This is a genomic window from Rubinisphaera margarita, from assembly GCF_022267515.1.
Lineage (GTDB): Bacteria > Planctomycetota > Planctomycetia > Planctomycetales > Planctomycetaceae > Rubinisphaera > Rubinisphaera margarita.
Map to the genome: position 1 here is coordinate 65,724 of NZ_JAKFGB010000019.1, position 13,716 is coordinate 79,439.

Annotated in this window: 8 protein-coding genes; 7 read left to right on the plus strand and 1 reads right to left on the minus strand. The window is 53.5% G+C overall.

The genetic code is table 11. The features are described 5' to 3' along the window. Positions 1–28: 28 nt before the first annotated feature. The gene (locus L1A08_RS18070; RefSeq protein ID WP_238757925.1) at positions 29–742 is read left to right on the plus strand and encodes a hypothetical protein; all 714 of its coding nucleotides are present in this window, start codon (positions 29–31) and stop codon (positions 740–742) included. A gap of 43 nt (positions 743–785) precedes the next feature. After that, complete coding sequence (locus L1A08_RS18075) at positions 786–1,406, plus strand: ThiF family adenylyltransferase (RefSeq protein ID WP_238757926.1); 621 nt, start codon at positions 786–788, stop codon at positions 1,404–1,406. Positions 1,407–1,935: 529 nt separating this feature from the next. Here L1A08_RS18075 and L1A08_RS18080 read toward each other — a convergent pair. After that, on the minus strand, positions 1,936–2,646 hold the full coding sequence (locus L1A08_RS18080; RefSeq protein ID WP_238757927.1) for a hypothetical protein: 711 nt from the start codon (positions 2,644–2,646) through the stop codon (positions 1,936–1,938). A gap of 382 nt (positions 2,647–3,028) precedes the next feature. On the opposite strand from L1A08_RS18080, the gene dpdE reads away from it, so the two are divergent. The 5 genes from dpdE to L1A08_RS18105 are packed head-to-tail and all read left to right on the plus strand — an operon-like array spanning position 3,029 to position 13,713. Beyond that, complete coding sequence (gene dpdE, locus L1A08_RS18085; protein WP_238757928.1) at positions 3,029–6,340, plus strand: protein DpdE; 3,312 nt, start codon at positions 3,029–3,031, stop codon at positions 6,338–6,340. Further along, the gene (gene dpdF, locus L1A08_RS18090) at positions 6,337–8,931 is read left to right on the plus strand and encodes a protein DpdF (protein ID WP_238757929.1); all 2,595 of its coding nucleotides are present in this window, start codon (positions 6,337–6,339) and stop codon (positions 8,929–8,931) included. The genes dpdE and dpdF overlap by 4 nt, the downstream gene beginning before the upstream one ends. Further along, positions 8,931–9,842, plus strand: coding sequence for a protein DpdG (gene dpdG, locus L1A08_RS18095; protein ID WP_238757930.1), 912 nt, complete (start codon positions 8,931–8,933; stop codon positions 9,840–9,842). Before dpdF ends, dpdG begins: the two co-directional genes overlap by 1 nt. Continuing rightward, positions 9,839–13,015 (plus strand): protein DpdH, encoded by a 3,177-nt coding sequence (gene dpdH / locus L1A08_RS18100; protein WP_238757931.1) that lies wholly within the window; start codon positions 9,839–9,841, stop codon positions 13,013–13,015. The genes dpdG and dpdH overlap by 4 nt, the downstream gene beginning before the upstream one ends. Further along, positions 13,012–13,713, plus strand: a complete 702-nt coding sequence (locus tag L1A08_RS18105) for a hypothetical protein (protein ID WP_238757932.1) — start codon at positions 13,012–13,014, stop codon at positions 13,711–13,713. Before dpdH ends, L1A08_RS18105 begins: the two co-directional genes overlap by 4 nt. The last annotated feature ends 3 nt before the right edge of the window (positions 13,714–13,716 follow it).

Here is a 13,716-nt window from a genome sequence, read left to right on the forward strand (position 1 = left end):
CTGACCAATGAAAGGTGCGAATACTGCCATGAACAACAGAACAAAGAAGAGACGGAGTCCACAACTCCCATCGCTGCGATTCAGTCCGACGGCCTGGGCGAAGCTGCTGTTTCTGCGTGATTATGGCGAGACCGAAGTCGGCGGCTTCGGGATCTCCGCCGCTGATGGCCTGCTGCTGATCGAGGATATCCAGCTGGTGCGGCAGACCTGCTCCTGGGCTCATGTCGCCTTAGAGGATGACGCCGTCGCCGAGTTCTTCGACGAGCAGGTCGATGAGGGGCGAAGACCGGAGCAGTTTGCCCGGGTGTGGATTCACACCCATCCGGGAGATTGCCCTCAGCCAAGCGGAGTCGACGAAGAAACGTTTGAGCGAGTCTTCGGGAACGCAGATTGGGCCGTGATGTTCATCCTCGCTCGCGGAGGGGACTGCTACGCCCGCCTGCGATTCAATAGTGGTCCCGGTGGTGAAACTGAACTGCGAATCGAACTCAACTATGGTCGAGAGTTCAACGGCAGTGACTTTGATGCCTGGGAGATTGAATACCTGCAGAGCGTGGAAGTCGAAGAGCCAGCGGCAGTCGTCAGCAGGCGTGCCGCGACCGACAAACCAGTCCGGCGAAGGAACGCGGACGACCGTGATCAATCCCACGAACTGGCCTGCTCAGTCGACTGGGAAGACGAATGGCTGTCCGAGTTCAGTTTTGCCAATCGAAGCGAGGAGGAATGCGATGACAACTTCTGAACAAGTTGCGGACCGATTCGATCGCCAACGGGACTTGGTGCCGATGGAGCGTCTGGCCGAGGTCACGGTGACCGTGATCGGCGTCGGCGCAATCGGCCGGCAAGTAGCGCAACAGCTGGCATCAATTGGCGTCCGCCGAATGCAATTGATCGATTTCGATACCGTCGATCTGACGAACATCACGACTCAAGGATATCTGCGAGGCGATCTCGGCAAGTCCAAGATCATCGCGACAGGAGAAACTATCTCCAGGATCGATCCCTTGATCGAGCTGGAGCTCATCCAAGACCGCTTTCGGCCCACGCAAGCAGTCGGGGAAGTGGTGTTCTGCTGCGTGGATTCGATCTCGGCCCGAGCGGCGATCTGGCGCTCGGTAGGCGAAATCTGCTCCTTCTGGGCAGACGGACGCATGCTGGGCGAAGTCATCCGTGTGCTGACGGCCACCGATCCTGACAGCAACCGGCATTACGGGAAAACGCTCTTTTCACAGAGGGATGCCCAACGAGGAACGTGCACGTCGGAAAGCACGATCTACGCGGCCAGCATTGCTGCTGGCATGATGACGCATCAGTTTACCCGCTGGCTGCGCGGTATTCCTACTGACCGGGATACCACCCTCAATCTGCTCGCGGGGGAATGGACACTCTGCGACCGAACATCATGAAAGAAAGGACGAATGGAAGAACTTCTCACCACGATCACCGTGATGGTGTTTGTCTGGTACTGTTATCGCTAGGGAAAACGAGACGGTAGCCTCCAGGGCTTCTTCGCAGGCCGCCGCTCACGACATCGTCGTCGCTAAACTGACACGACCTAAGAGGCACCGGGCCGCCTGCGGGCGGCCCGGATCGCACTTTTCTTAGCATTCAATGACGCGGGCTTCGCTCGAATCTGTTGAAGATAGTGAATATGCAGACGAGTTGCCATATGCCTTCAAAGAGGTGACAGTAGTACTCCCAGCGGACATTGACGCGGCGGAAGTGAGGCATCCAGGAGGAGCAGTTTCAACCTGGTAGCAAAGCTTGTAGTATGTCTGATCGCGAGCGAGGAGTTGCCAAGCGTGGGTTTCATGACGAGGTCGACGGTAACGGACAACCGGATCGTGGGCGTGGACGACGTCACGATGGATGTCGAATGCACGGAGTGCGGAGACGGCTATACGGTCGAATCCGACGCCTTCAATGATGGAGGCATCAATTCTGGCCCGAAGCGATGGCGGCCCTGGAAGAGGAGGAACTCTGATCTGTATCCCGATACCGCATCCAAAGAACTGTTGATAGCTCGCGCAGCTGATCAAGAACACGAACGCTCCGGTCATTGACGTAGGGCACGGGTTCATTGATGACGCGCAATCCACACTCTTCAGAACTGAGTACGATGACATCGCAACTGTCCTTGAGGATCCCACGGCCCCGACCGATCGCCTGGACGACGTTTTCCCGCACAATGGAGCGATGCGCCTTCATCCACAGCGGGTCGTAGTAGCCGCGACCTGATAGCTTCAGGTCTTCACCTGCGGTTATTTCCGCATGCCAGTAGACCTCGCCCCATTCCGGCGTGCTGCAGGCGGCATCCCATTCTCCAATGCGGATGAGATATTCGATGACCCACCGATCGTCAACGGCGATGAATCGAATCTCTGCATCGGTTACTGCGCGAACGAGCACGGCGAGCAATGGATCTTCACCTGCGACCGCAAAACCGGCATCGCCACCCTCCGAGGCGGCGACATCGGCTGGAACACCGCAGACAGGTTTCGACTTACCCAATCGAAATGCTGTTCCTGGATTCGTTAAAGACACCGAAGCAGAGTTAAGATCCCTGATTTGTTTATCAAACAATAAATATGAGGCGAGCTTGAAACGGATTTCTTCACGATAAGGACGGGGAATCAAAGTGGGCAAGTTGTTGATTGTTTATCAGGGTTTCTCTCCTAGGTTGCTCTGATGGGTTTACATAAATGGCGGAAAGCACGAAGGAATCTGTGGACATATTTTCCGTAGGCGTAGTCCTCTGCTGCGCAGAATGCTAAGTTGGTCCTGGTTCGCCTAAGATTGCCGTTCTGGTGATGATCGGTGCTCGAAACAGGGAGGCTTGCGTGGACGATAAATTCGCCCGGATTGTCGCGACTAGCCACGATTCCCTCGTAACCTCGTCAGTGCCTTTGTTGCTAGCACATCGACGCCCGCGTCGGATAGAATAGGCACAATTTGGAAGCCTTCGTTCCTTGTTTCGTCGGAACTTCGGTGAGGTGAACTGGTTCTTGAATGGTCGGGAGGGCATGTCTTGTCGCAGGGACGAACGAAACACAACTTTGTGGAGTCATCCGAGAATAACCTGGGCATCGGCAAAGTCATCGCAATCAATGGCGAATCCGCGACGATCGAGTACTTTCGTTCGCCTGTAGGCGACGGGTGTCTGCATTGCGAAGTTCCCACCAAGAGCCTCGCACGAAAAGTGTTGTTTCCTGAAACGCGAGCGTACTACCGCAACCCCGAGACCGGCGAAGTCGAAGTCGGACGCATCTTGGCGTTTCACAAAGATGACGACAAGTACTTTGTACGTTTTCCCAATGAGGTTTGCCGCTTGCTTTCGAGCGAGGAAGTTGAAGTCCGGTGCCGGTTACCGATAGAAGACCCGACCGATCATCTTGCCGGCGAAGTTAACGAGACCGCATTTTGGCACTCGCTGCGTTCGGAATTCGTGCGGCATCTTATGGACCAGCAGCAAATGAGCGGCGGACTTTCTGCGTTGCTCTCCTCGTCGATTGAAATTGTCGCCCATCAAGCGTCCGTTGTTCGCCGAGTACTGACAGACCCGTTCCAGCGTTACTTGCTTGCCGACGAGGTAGGACTGGGGAAAACCATCGAAGCAGGCGTCTTGATCAAGCAATTTACGCTTGATGAACCAAGCGATCACCAGACCATTGTCATCGTTCCGGAAGCCCTGAGGATGCAGTGGCAGCAAGAGTTGACGCATCGATTTCATTTAGGAGAACTCCTCGGCAAGGCCATCCACATCGTTGCTAATCGGGACGCAAAACAACTTGGTTCAAACCTTCCGCGTGCTCGGATGATTGTTATCGATGAGGCCCATCATTTGAGTTCGTGGGCGTGGTCGGCGGACAAACAAGAAAAGTTTGTGTTTGATCTAGTTGCTGACACCACAGCCGATTTGCACCGTCGAGTATTGCTGCTTTCTGCAACTCCGGTGCTGCACAACGAAAAATCGTTTCTGGCGATGCTTCATTTGCTTGATCCACAAGTCTATCCGCTTGACAGTCTCGATTCGTTCAAACAGCGTGTGCAGTTGCGACAAGAAATCGCCGAACGCATGATGGATCTGCGAGAAGACGAATCAAACTTCTTTCTCGGCGACACGCTGGACGTGCTTGGTGAGTTGCTCGCGGAAGACAGCGAGTTTCAAACTCTACGAAAAGAACTTGGGCAACTCGTCGAACAAGACATTGATGAACAGGATAGTCGTCGCATCGAACTGATTCATTCGATCCGGACTCACGTCAGCGACATGTGGCGACTTCATCGACGGATTCTGCGAAGTCGGCGAACCGACGCGACATCGGCGTATCTGCCTGGTCGCGGCGGCGCAAAACGAATCACGTACACTTGTGACAACGAGTCTGGCTTGGCCGATGCGATCGAAGATTGGCGACTAACCCTTTCGGCATCACTGTTTTCGGCGACTGATGCGGAGAAAGACGTCGCCGGAGGTTTAGTACGTGTCATGGACGAATTCGCCTCTTGTGAACCCCGACGCGCACTTGAGTTCGCGACCGCTCGACTTCGCGGTGGTGCGCCCAACGCAACCGGCAGTCTTCCGCTGTGCGACGGCGAACCCGAAATGCTGCAACAGATCATCCGAGCAGCCACCGATTGCGATCACTCTGCAAGATTGCAGAAGTTGTATCAGCTAATTGGCAGTGGCGACGAACAAGTCTCCTGGGTTGTGTTCGCCAGCGAACCTGAAACGGCCGACTTGATCTTCGAGTTCCTTGACTTGCGACTCCCCCGCGGTCGCGTCCTTCGTCATGCATGCGAGTCTTCCCTCTGGACACAATTCAAGAGCGAGTACCGTGGTTACGTTCTCGTTTGCGATCGGGCGGCCGAAGAAGGCTTGAACTTTCAGAAACGTGGTGCCAGTGCGATTCACTACGACTTGCCGTTCTCACCAAACCGCATCGAGCAGCGAATGGGGCGTCTCGATCGCTTTGGTAGCGGCATGCCCGTTCAGGCCGCCGTATTGGTTTGTGATGGTTCGGCCATCCAGAAACGATGGTTCGATCTGGTTGACGGTGCCCTCGGCGTCTTCACTCGTTCGATCGCCAGTTTGCAATATGTCATCGAAGGCTCGATGAGAAGCGTTTTCGCTCATTTTTTGGATTCTGGGGCAGATGCTTTTGTCGAAGCAGGTGAGAAACTTGGCGGCGATGAGGGCATGGTCGCCGACGAACTCAATCGCATTCGCGCCCAAGATACCATTGATTCTTTCGATACCGATGTCGTGACCCAGGAGTTCGCGGACGAACTCGAGAACAGCGATCGCAAACTCGCTCAACAGTCGGTCGAGATATTTACGAAGTGGCTCAAGCGTGGTTTGCATTTTCGCATTTCGGGTGAAGAGCAACGGTACGACGACGTCTTTCAATACGAGTTCACTCGTCGTGTCGATTACGGGAGGCGCGGACCGTACGGGAAAGACACGCTCATGCCCATCGACGAATTCAAGCGTTTTTTCGCTACGTCGATCGATGATATCGAGTCGGAGAAGCCGGTCGTCCTTACAACCGTCCCGCTTACGTTTGATCGCGTCACATCGCAGCGGCGTTCATGCCGATTATTGCGAGTCGGTGATCCGTTCGTCGACGCTATGGAAGCCTTCACGCGATGGGACGATCGAGGATGCAGCTATGCGTTCTGGCGTTACGTGCCATCGTACCGTGGCGAAGACGATCCTGCCGTATTCTTCAGGTTTGATTTCCTCGTTTCACCGGCAATCGCACCACTGAAAGCTCTATGCGAGCGACACCCTGGCGCAAGTTGGAACGCTGTACTACGTCGCACGCAAACTATCATGCCACCTCGTTTCGCGACGATGTGGCTCGACTCGGACCTCGAAAGAGTCTCGGGCAAAGACGATCGCGCCAAACTGCTCGTCCCAGCGTTCAGCAAAGGCCGCTCTGGGCTCAAAGAAGATTTTAACCTCAATCGAAATCGCTGGGATGCCGCGAGTGAATTCTACGATATGTCGCTGTGGCGAGACCGGTGCGCTGCCGCGCGAGAGATATCTGAGCGTCTGTTACGGGAACAATCCGGTTTGCCAAGATGGTCGTCTGAATGCATCGAAAAGGCCGCTAGACAAGGAAACCAGATCCAGCAGCAGTTTCGATCGCGTCTGGCGATGACAAACGGTGAATCCAAGTCGTCGCTTGAAATAGATTTGCACTTTGAGCAAGAGCTCCAGCAAGCTCAAGTCGAAGCATTTATGGATCCTGATCTGCGAGTTGATTCAGTCGGAGCGATCTTTCTTTCGAATCGCATGCCTTTCAATGAAGTCGACGAAGGAGAGGATGACGATTGAGCGACTTTCAGGCCATCCAAACCGCTCTGCGTGAACTCCCTAAGACCGATCGTCTTCAGTTTTCAATGCATGACCGTAGTTGCGAACAACTGCGACGAGCAGTGCTGTCCCTGTCTACCAACCCGCAATCAGTTGGCTCGGGTGATCTTGCTGGTTTGGTACGGCATGTTTTGCGGCGAGGAACTCTGCGAGATGACCCCGAGTACCTGCTGACAGTGCCGTCCGAACCGCCTTGGCCGAATGAAGACTTGTGGGCTGAATCGCACGTCAGGGTTGTTGGAAGTGATCACCAATCCCTCCGGTTGCGTGCTCCGGAGTCGTGGATTGCTGACTGGTTGGAAGGCAGCGACAAGTTTAGCCCGTTTGAGGCGAGTCTTCGGGAAGATTATCGGCGCAAAGGTTGGCCCACGTCGCCACACTTGCCGCTAGACACCGCGTTGGAATACGGTTTGAAATTGCCGTTCAAAGGCTACCAAGGCCCAGGCCAGCGATTGGCGATTCGTTCTGCATTCTTTCTGAGGCCAGGCGGAACGTTGGTCGTCAACCTCCCCACTGGTACCGGCAAGAGTCTGGTTGCATGGGCAGCCGCATTGCTCGCCGCTCCGCGTGAATTGACGGTCATGATCACGCCAACTATCGCGTTGGCGATCGATCAGGAAAGGCAACTGCGGGAAAATTATCCGCATGTTCCAGGCGGACTACCATCGGAGATGGCTTGGCATAGCGGACTTAGCGACGCCGCGAGAAAGGCTATTCACCAGCGACTTCGCGACAACACTCAACGAGTGCTGATTACCTCGCCCGAGAGTTTTGTTGGATCACTCAGTAGCGTGCTTTACAAAACAGCCGAGAGTGGATTGCTGAAATACTTCGTCGTCGATGAAGCCCATCTGGTCGCCCAGTGGGGGAATGACTTTCGGCCTGAGTTTCAAGCGATGAGCGGACTCCGCCGGGAGTTGATCAAGAGATGCCCGAAAGCGCGAGCGTTTCGCACCCTTCTTCTGTCGGCAACGCTAACGCAAGAAAGCTATGACGTCTTAGAAACGTTATTCTCGGACGGGAAGTTTGATTCTGTAAACGCGGTTGCTTTACGACCGGAACCCGAATACTGGCAGTCCGCATCCGCTACGAAGCACCAACGAGACAAGAAGGTTGTCGAACTCATTCGTGTCGCGCCAAGACCCTTTTTGCTATACGTGACAACCAAGCGAGACGCCGACTCCTGGCATCGCAAAATTCGCGAACTTGGCATCAAACGTTGTGGTTGCGTTCATGGCAGCACGTCGAATGAGGAACGTGAACGAGTAATTGATCTTTGGCGAGCGGGCGAGATCGACTGCGTCGTCGCGACCTCGGCATTCGGATTGGGCATGGACAAGTCGGATGTTCGCACCGTCATTCATGCGTGCATTCCCGAGTCAATTGATCGCTATTACCAGGAAGTAGGGCGTGCGGGACGCGATGGATGTGCTTCTGTTTCCATTTTGCTGCCATGTGAGGATGCCGACAAGGCAACGGCGAAATTAATAAGTCAAGATCGCATTATCTCCCTAGAGAAAGGACGGGACCGATGGGACGATTTAATGAAGGCTGCTGACTTCCTGCCTGACAAGCAGATCTGGCGGGTAAACTTGAATACTCGGCCGACACACATCCATCAAGACAGTGATGCCAACGTCGCTTGGAATTTGCGGACGTTGGTTTTGCTCAATCGGGCTGGTATTATCCGCTTAGAGTCTGAAGAACCTCCGGATACGCAGCGTCTTGATGGGGAGAACGATCAAGCGTTCGAGGCACGTCGGCAAAAGGCGACTGATGAATATTTTGCGACAGCCTATTTGACGATTTTGAATGATCGGCATCTTGATGAAGAAGTCTGGGAGACGGTTGTCCAACCTGAACGCCACCGAATGTATGCGGCGAGTCGCGAGTCGTTTGACCGAATGAACGATCTCTTGGATGGGAACCGAGAGATTGGCGAGTTGCTTCGCGACACGTATACGGTACGCACATCCAACGGTGGCCCGCGACCAGAGCACTGCTGCTCAGGATGCGCCTCGTGCCGTGCAAATGGCATCGAAACGAGTCACCGATTCAGCCACCCAGAACCGGATTTGGTCCAGTGTATCGAGCACGGCGATGTCGCTTCACTTCAATCACTCTTTCGAGTTCAGTCGCCGGTCGTTTTTGTCTGCGTCAACAATTCACAAAGTGACCGCGAATGCGTCAGCCTTTGTCTGGACATCATTCGGCAGTTAGTTGGCCGAGGCGTTGACGAAGTTGCGATTCCCAGCGAATGGATGAACAAGCGTGGTTGGAAAGCGATCCATGAGTCGTCTCCTCGACGTCTCGTGGTGGGAAGTCCTGTTTCATCATACGATCTTCGAAAAAACGACCTCCGTTTGCCTCGAGCAACGTTTCTATTTGAGAAGCCTTCCCCAGTTGTCCCCCGCGATTTGATCAACATGGAGCGACCTTTTCACATCATTTTTGCACCTGAAGATGCCATCGAACCTGGAACCGGACGAAAGTTCTTCAGCACTCGTCCAAACATTCGCGACTATGAGTTGGTCCAAAGGTTGGGGCAGTAATGAGTATTTTAAATCGCCCGAGCGATGGCCTCGTAAGTGTTTTGGTCGCCCTTGTCCGGTCCAGCGTGATGGTTGGCACGATGCCGAAAAGCAAATTGCTGGATATTTGCAGTCCAAAGACCCTCGGTGATGGAAAGCAAGACATGGCGATCAAAACGCTCAACCGATGGATCGAACTAGGGTTATTTGTCGTGACGGAAAAAGAAGAAGTGAAGGTCAGGGATGAATATCGGGCAAGCATACGAAAGCTGAACGCATCGGCATCTTCGATTTCAGATGTTGCTCGACAGATCGTTCTTTCGCCGGAAAACAACAAGAACTTTTGGAGCGATGAAGAAAACAGATCAGCGGATTTTTCTCGCGCGGCATGCTGGATTCTCGCACAGGATGTCCACGCTTTTGTTCCTACGTCATACACACAGGTCGAACCAAAGGCCCTCGAACAAGCTGGCTCACCCGAGGTGATCTTATTTCAGAACGACACTCGCTGGTCTGGATTCGTGTCTTGGGCAACGTTTCTCGGACTCGGTCGGTCTGACTCGGGAAAGGCATCAGGTGGCTTCATTGCCGATCCGACAACATGGATTTGCGGCCCGGTAACGACGCTCCTTCCACCAAAGAATGATATGCCGGTAAGAGAATTCTTAGACGGACTTGCTGAAGCCGTTCCCATTTTAGATGGCGGGCGATTTCGAGCGGAGGTGGAAAGCAAACTTCGTCCTGAAAAATGGAAGTCACCAGCCAGCGATGCGATTTCGACATCCCTTTCGCGGGCATTGCTACGACTTCAAGCGAGCGGCATCCTCCGTTTTGATGACCGTTCTGACTCGGAGTCGCGAGTCAATCTTATCGGTCGCGCCGGTCAAACCGTGCAGTCTGTGACCCACATTCTGCTAGGAGATGCGACATGAGCCTTCTAAGATTCTGGCCGACCGAAGCCGATTGTTTGGAATGTATAAAGCCAGAAGCCGAGAATCCGTCCGACGCAGTTTTCTTGGCCGTTCATCAAGAAATGCGGTTTGTGCGGAAGAGCTTCCAGACCGATCAGACAGAAAGCAAGTCACAAAACCAATTACTTAATGAGTTCCTTCGAGACGAGCCAAGCGGACGTGTGATTCTACCCATACTCGGCGAGTCGGGTATCGGTAAGTCACACCTCGTTCGTTGGCTGAAAGTACAGTTGCAGCAACGTAAGGATCATGACAAGAGGCATGTGATTCTGATCCCGAAAAGCTCCAGTTTGAAGTCGGTATTGGGACGAATCTTAGACGGGCTCGATGGGCCACGGTACCAGGAAATTCGCAGCCAGCTGAAGTCTGCACGTGAGCAGATGGATGAGATTGGCGCGAAGCAGCGGATCCGTGCCGAGTTGTTGACCTCGATCGAGCGTAACCACACCGAGGCATCAAAACGTAAGGAACTCGCCCAACAAACTGGGGGCAAGCTCAGCGAAAAGGACAAGTTGTGGCTGGGACATGGCGACCCCAGGTGCCTACGATCGCTATTGGACGATCCCGCTACGCAGAAGTTATTTACGATCGGCACGTCGTATCGACCCGGAATTATCTCTGAGTTAGCCCGGCATATTGCCAAGGACACATCCGCAACTGAGTCACCTCGGCGTCAGTTTGAACGCGACGACTTCCTCGTGCCTGACGAGTTGGCGAGCGACATAAAGGAAGCAGGTCAGATTGCTGGGCGATATTTGGACAAGCTACAGCGGACAACGGATACCAAGAGTCTCGATGATGCGATCAAATTGCTCAACAGTATTGTCGACGACGCAATTGCTCCATTGGCAACGCCGACTGACACCTCACTCGCAGAACTCTTTTACGAGGTGCGACGTCAGCTTTTGGCCGACGATCGCGAATTGGTTTTATTGGTGGAAGACTTTGCCGTCCTTGCTGGCGTCCAAAAAGCTCTGCTGGATGCGATCATCCGTGAAGGTGAAACTGGTGGGAAAAGGGAGGCGTGTACGATCCGTACCGCTCTGGCGGTCACGGACGGTTACTTTGGGAACTTAGACACGGTGAAAACTCGAGCGATCCACGGTTGGTGGATCGAAACCGGAGCAAATTCCGATGAAGAGCAAATCATTAATCAAATCGGCAATTTCGTAGCGGCCTATGTCAACGCCGCTCGAATCGGCGCGAAGCGACTTGAGCAACATTTCGCGGATCCGAACAATTTTGGCAAGAAGGCTCCCAACGCTATGGACTTCCTGGCTCCCGAACCGGAAGAACTCGGGCTGTTGGCTAACTTTGGACAATCCGCAGATAACTACAGCCTCTTTCCGTTCAATCCCTCGGCGATTTTAACTATTGCCGACTGGCGACTCCGCGACAGCAGTGGCAAGTTGAGATTTCATCCTCGTAGCGTAATCAATGAGATCATTCTTCCCGTCGTGAAGGATACGCGCGGGAGTTATGAACGTGGTTCGTTTCCGCCACGAAATTTTCTTGGGTCGGAGAGAAGGATTTGGGCTGACCTGCGAAGGGAGGTGCAGCGAAAAGAAAGTGACCCCGAACGTCAGGAACAGTATCTATACCTCCTGCATTTTTGGGCGAACAAGCCTGAGAGATTGGTCCAAGCAAGTCTTCCGACAGGCGTCTTTACGGCGTTCGGCCTCAAGCCGCTTGATGGAAGCAAGACCGCGACTGCTCCACGTACTCTCAAGCCTCTTTCGCCGAATGAGGACAGCGAGGTGAGTGGCACGCCGCCGACAATACCTGAACGCGAAACAGGCGAACCCGAGGTCGAACGTGATCCACCAGCTATTCAACAGTTCATAAAGAAGTTGGACGACTGGAAGAACAATGGTGTTCTCGGCCAGGGTGAGGCTAACAGGATTCGCGGATGGATCAACACGCACTTGATGCACTCCATCAATTGGGAAGCCGAGTTGCTCCGATCCGTCAAACCGACCACGAACACGTATGCGACTAGTATCTATCTGCCAAGGGCAAAGGGGAATCCGCCCAATATTGCAAAAGCATTTGTTGTCGTCGCCGATGACGAGAAGTTCAAAGAAGCCGCCACAGCTAACGATGTCTTTTCAGTCATTCGTGCGATGCTCCGATACGACCACTACGGCGGTTGGGATTACGACCAATCAGACGAGGACTACGTCTATGTTGCAAACTTTATCGACAGTCATTTAGAGAATGCGTCCGCTTGGGTGCATGGGAAATATAAGAATGTTGATGGATCTCCGGTTCCCTCACTCGTGCAGTCCCTTCTTTGGCAGGCCCGGCAACTAAACGTCGAATCCGCTCACAGAACGGATGATGTAAGCCAATTTGATGCTGTTTTTGCTTCACCGATCGTCGGTAGAAGTACGAACGAAAACGACGAATGGCGTGACTTTCTCCGCGATCTATTCTCGCATCAGCAATTGCTGCAGGAGGAATTGCTTGAGCGTGTTGGTGCATTTCAAGGAACTGGCAAGACGCCGCATGCGGTTGACGCGTTCCAGTTGCTCTCCACCATTCAGGAATTTCGAAAGACATGGAAATTCTCCGAGAAGTTTCCGTCACTTCCGAGCGGTGCGTCCGATGAACTCAAGGCAATTGAAAAACATGTTGGTTTGCTTTACCGACTTGGTAATTCAAGAATTGACGCTCGTCGAAAGCGAATTGCAGAGCAATCGAAACGTATCGTAGATGAGCTTGGAAAAGACTATGACAAAGCCGAGTTGCTGAAGGACCTGGAAAGCGTTTGTACGCTAGCGCAACAGTATGGACTGGCAGGTGACATCTCGGTAAATCAAGTTCGCAAACTAGCCGAGAAATTTCGCGAAGCACCGGTGAAAGAGGTCGGAAAGCAGATCGACGCGATCGTTTCCGGTGATGACCTTGCGGCACAGATGACTGCCATCGCCAAACTCGACATCGAGACCCACACGTTGCTCGTCGAATTTTCTCAGACCTGCGCACAATTCCTTCGTGAACGTGCCGGAAAGGCTCAGAACAAGATTCTTGCGTGGTCTGCCGACGTTGTCGAAAAGAAAAAGTTGGACGTCGATGAAATTCTCCAAACGCTAGAAGAGGCTGTTGTTCCGTACCAAAAGGTGGATGAATGATCGCGGAAGAATGCAAAAAACTTCGTCAGCAGCTCGAAGAACTAGCGCTGGCGGAAGAACGAGAAACTGTTCATGACCAACTCGAACAGCGGAGATGCGAGTTGGTTGAGGTGCGTGACATGTTGCTGGCAGTCACCAACTCACTCAAAGCAATCTCGGCAAGAACCAAGTTGGTTGATGATCTGGATCCGGCAAAGTGTCTTGATCGGGTTCGCAAGATTCGAGAATCGCTGTTGGCTGATCCGCTCAGTATAACGAAAGGCCGTCAGTTTACCGATATGCGGAAGGCTTTCGAGAAGTTTGCGACCGATGGAAGCGCATGTGCGGAGGCGACTTGGGCACAGTTCATGCCGCGAGCACGTCCGTCAGTAGACACGAATCAACTTGCTCAGGCAGAACAGCAGAAAGACTTTAAGGCAATTGCCGTGAAGTTGAAGAACCGGGCAAAGTATGCAGAACAACTTGCCAAGAAGCCTCCCGCCAACGAAGAAGACGTCGCCGAAATCGAATCGGCGTGGGACGACATCCGCGAGATGATGGCGGCGTTGCCCGACGTTGCCGACGATCCGGTCGTGCAAGAATTCCTGAAAGCGGCAAACTCATCTGGCGGAGCGTCCATCGACTTGCTCACTGACGAGGTGCGGGCTTGGTTGCAAGAGAACAAAATCGCGGACAAGTATCGCATAACCACAATGTAACGA

Coding starts and splice junctions, on each gene's coding strand:
- L1A08_RS18075 (WP_238757926.1), top strand. CDS start 786: ATGGAGCGTCTGGCCGAGGTCACGGTGACCGTGATCGGCGTCGGCGCA.
- dpdG (WP_238757930.1), top strand. CDS start 8,931: ATGAGTATTTTAAATCGCCCGAGCGATGGCCTCGTAAGTGTTTTGGTC.
- L1A08_RS18070 (WP_238757925.1), top strand. CDS start 29: ATGAACAACAGAACAAAGAAGAGACGGAGTCCACAACTCCCATCGCTG.
- dpdH (WP_238757931.1), top strand. CDS start 9,839: ATGAGCCTTCTAAGATTCTGGCCGACCGAAGCCGATTGTTTGGAATGT.
- L1A08_RS18105 (WP_238757932.1), top strand. CDS start 13,012: ATGATCGCGGAAGAATGCAAAAAACTTCGTCAGCAGCTCGAAGAACTA.